5 protein-coding genes are annotated in these 2973 nt (G+C 36.4%); 1 reads left to right on the top strand and 4 read right to left on the bottom strand.

Annotation, left to right across the window (positions count from 1 at the left end):
- Positions 1 to 180: thiamine pyrophosphate-binding protein (locus tag U0M88_RS05990; protein ID WP_331869223.1), on the bottom strand; the 180-nt coding region annotated here is incomplete at its 3' end.
- A 139-nt stretch (positions 181 to 319) separates the two neighbouring features.
- On the opposite strand from U0M88_RS05990, the gene yaaA reads away from it, so the two are divergent.
- The gene (gene yaaA, locus U0M88_RS05985) at positions 320 to 1075 is read left to right on the top strand and encodes a peroxide stress protein YaaA (protein WP_331869222.1); all 756 of its coding nucleotides are present in this window, start codon (positions 320 to 322) and stop codon (positions 1073 to 1075) included.
- A gap of 208 nt (positions 1076 to 1283) precedes the next feature.
- Here the strand turns inward: yaaA and U0M88_RS05980 are convergent, their stop codons facing one another.
- The 3 genes from U0M88_RS05980 to U0M88_RS05970 form a co-directional block, all read right to left on the bottom strand.
- Complete coding sequence (locus tag U0M88_RS05980; RefSeq protein WP_331869221.1) at positions 1284 to 1481, bottom strand: hypothetical protein; 198 nt, start codon at positions 1479 to 1481, stop codon at positions 1284 to 1286.
- Positions 1459 to 2085: a hypothetical protein gene (locus tag U0M88_RS05975; protein ID WP_320802156.1), complete on the bottom strand. Its 627-nt coding sequence runs from the start codon at positions 2083 to 2085 to the stop codon at positions 1459 to 1461. Before U0M88_RS05975 ends, U0M88_RS05980 begins: the two co-directional genes overlap by 23 nt.
- 223 nt (positions 2086 to 2308) lie before the next feature.
- On the bottom strand, positions 2309 to 2973 hold a 665-nt coding region (locus tag U0M88_RS05970; RefSeq protein WP_331869220.1), incomplete at its 5' end, for a Gfo/Idh/MocA family protein.

The following is a 2973-nucleotide window of genomic DNA, read 5'->3' as shown; positions in this document are numbered from 1 at the left end:
CCCATCTGCCGCATGAGAAGCTCCCTGTTCATGAGCTGTCAGGACATGATGTATTCGATCATCCGCTTCATAGATTGCATCATATAAATTGATGACCTGACCACCAGGATAACCAAACACAAATTTTGTTCCCTGCTCGATCAACGTTTCAATCGTGATCTGCGCTCCCGATAGTTTCATGTTCTCACCTTTCTTTTCTAATATCGACTATTATAACAGAAAATTCTTTCATTTTACACATATTTTGAAACTTTTTTCATACTATTTTCATTATTTTCAAAAACTATACAAATCTACTTTAAACTGATACACTTATTCCATGAAAGTTATTATTAGCCCTGCCAAACAAATGAAGATTTGCGAAGACGATCTCTTGCCTCTTTCAACCCCTCGTTTCTTAGACAAAGCAGCCTGTCTTCTACATCAGCTTCAATCCAAAAGCTATGAAGAGTTAAAAGAAATCCTGCAATGCTCCGATAAGCTTGCCACAGAGGCCTATCAAAACTATCAAACCTTCCGATTTGATCAAAACCCTTCTGCCGCTATACTAACGTATAAAGGAATTCAATACCAGTATATGGCACCTCAAATCTTAGAGGATGCATCACTTTCTTATCTGCAGAACCATCTTTTCATCCTGTCGGGTTTATATGGAATCCTTAGACCTTTTGACGGCATTGCAAAATATCGTTTGGAAATGCAGGCAAAAGTGCCAAATTCTCTATATGACTATTGGAAAGATGATTTAGCCAATACCATCAATGACAATGTGATCTTAAATCTAGCCAGCGAAGAATATGCCAAATGCATACGCCCCTACAAAGCTTTGATCGAAGTTCACTTTTACGAACAATTACCAAATAAAAGAGTAGAAAAAGGCGTTTATGTCAAAATGGCACGAGGCCAAATGGTACGTTTTCTGGCAGAACATCAAATAGAATCACTAGATGATGTGAAAAAATTTCGTGAAAGTGGCTATGAATTCGACGAAGAGACAAGCACAGAAACTGTATTCAATTTTGTCAGAAAATCAAATAACCACGAATTGAACATAAAAACCAAGCATAGTAAATGAGACCTTTGAAAATACAGAGGTCTCATTTATTTTAATTTCGTTCAAAAATTAAAGATATATCAACAGCTTTTGTTTTTTTATTCGACGTCTAATGCATCTGTATAGATTTTAAAATAGCCGGTCGTAAAGATGCTTCTACTCCTAATAAATCCATGGCTTCTTCTATATTCGAAGTTACATGATTCTTCATTAAATTTATAACACTTCTTCAAATTCCTTCATCTTTCCCTTTTTCCCAGATCGCATCACTGAATGTACACATCTTTCTCATCTCGCTTTCTTCTTTTAACATTATACCATACTTCTTCTCTAGGATTTCTATCCTTTGCTCATAGCTTCTTTGTGATAGAAACAAGATTTCCAGATACTCCATAACACTCTTTTCACTGCTCAGGATCTCTTCCATGCTCTTGTGATCGCTGTTGTTTCCGGGGATACAGTAATATGATCTCCATCAGGTCATAAAACTCTTTTGCATGTTTAAGATGAACCACAATGTTTCTTTCTTCGATCCTGTATCTATTGATCGTATTGTCCTTATACCTCGCATGGCGCAAACAGATCCAAAAAGTGATTATTTTTTGTATGTTGTCAAAGTCATCTTCTTCAAAGCCTTCCGGATCGTTTCTTTGTCGGGCCACCATTCTTGTGGCATAGTAAAAGCCTCGATGAAACAGATCATAGGTACCGGGATCCATCCCCTGTGGTTCGATATCGATCCACATAGAGTTGCTGTTTTGTGGATTTTTGAGCTTATAGAGAAGATCATAGCGGATCATACTTCCCCTGATACTTTGATCCTCCACATTTTTACTGATCATCTTGTCAAGGCTTTGTCCTTCATCCAGCAGATCCTGTATCTCTTCCAGGGAAAGATCCTTATATTCTTCCAGACAGGACTGGAACAAATAGGACAGGATCTGTTTATACGACAGGATCTTCTTGCACTGTTCATCATACAGTCGTTTTGACTCCTGCACGATTTCTTTCAATTCTTTCTTGTCTTCCATTTGAGTTCCCTCCTTTTCTCTACACTATTTAATATGTATGAAAAGAGAAAACTATTAAAAATTCTTTTAAAAACAGTAAGTGAGTCCTAATTTTTTAGAACACACCTTCATCTTTTAATTGATCTGAATCTCCATATACGTTTTATAAAATTTCAACTATGCTTGCCAACATTTATTAACCAACAATAATATAGTTTACAAACTATAAAAAAAGAGTGATTTCTCACCCTTGTAGTTGTGAATGTGCTTCTTCAATTAAAGAAACGACTAACTTTGTCTGTTCACAAAGTCTTTGATATTCTTTTTTATCGTCCTTTTGAATAATATTTTCAAAGACCTGACACTCATAAATCATATGTGGAAGCTGGTCAATGCCTAACTCTACTGTTGTTTCTTGGTCTTCCTTGCCAATCATATCACCTTTTAGAGGTAAAAACTGTACATGTTTACAAACACCACAGCTCGAACCATAGACACGAATCGTTCCCTGATCTCCCTGAATAAAGACTTGGTTTGGTGAACTGCTATCTTTAGCACCTACACAAATGGCCAGCTTATCCGGATACCGAAGAATCGCAATACCGCTGGTATCGATACCATTAAAACCTTGATTTGCGTTATACTCGATTGAGTCCGGTTTTCCAAAAAGACCGGTTACAAAATGAAGACAATATACATTGATATCCATCAAAGCTCCACCATTAAAAGCCGGATCAAATACATTGGTTACCTGATGATTCTTATATTTATCATAGCGTGACGAAAACTGTGAAAAGTTACATTGAACCAGCTGTACTTTTCCGGTATCTTTTAAATGCTCTTTTACGATCTGATAGTTTGGAAGATGAATCGTTGTAATTGCTTCAAAAATATAACGATTGTTCTGAT

This window comes from Faecalicoccus sp. (genome assembly GCF_036552745.1).
GTDB lineage: Bacteria > Bacillota_I > Bacilli_A > Erysipelotrichales > Erysipelotrichaceae > Faecalicoccus.
Note: the sequence above shows the minus strand (reverse complement) of the source record. Positions and strands in the feature narration are given on the sequence as shown.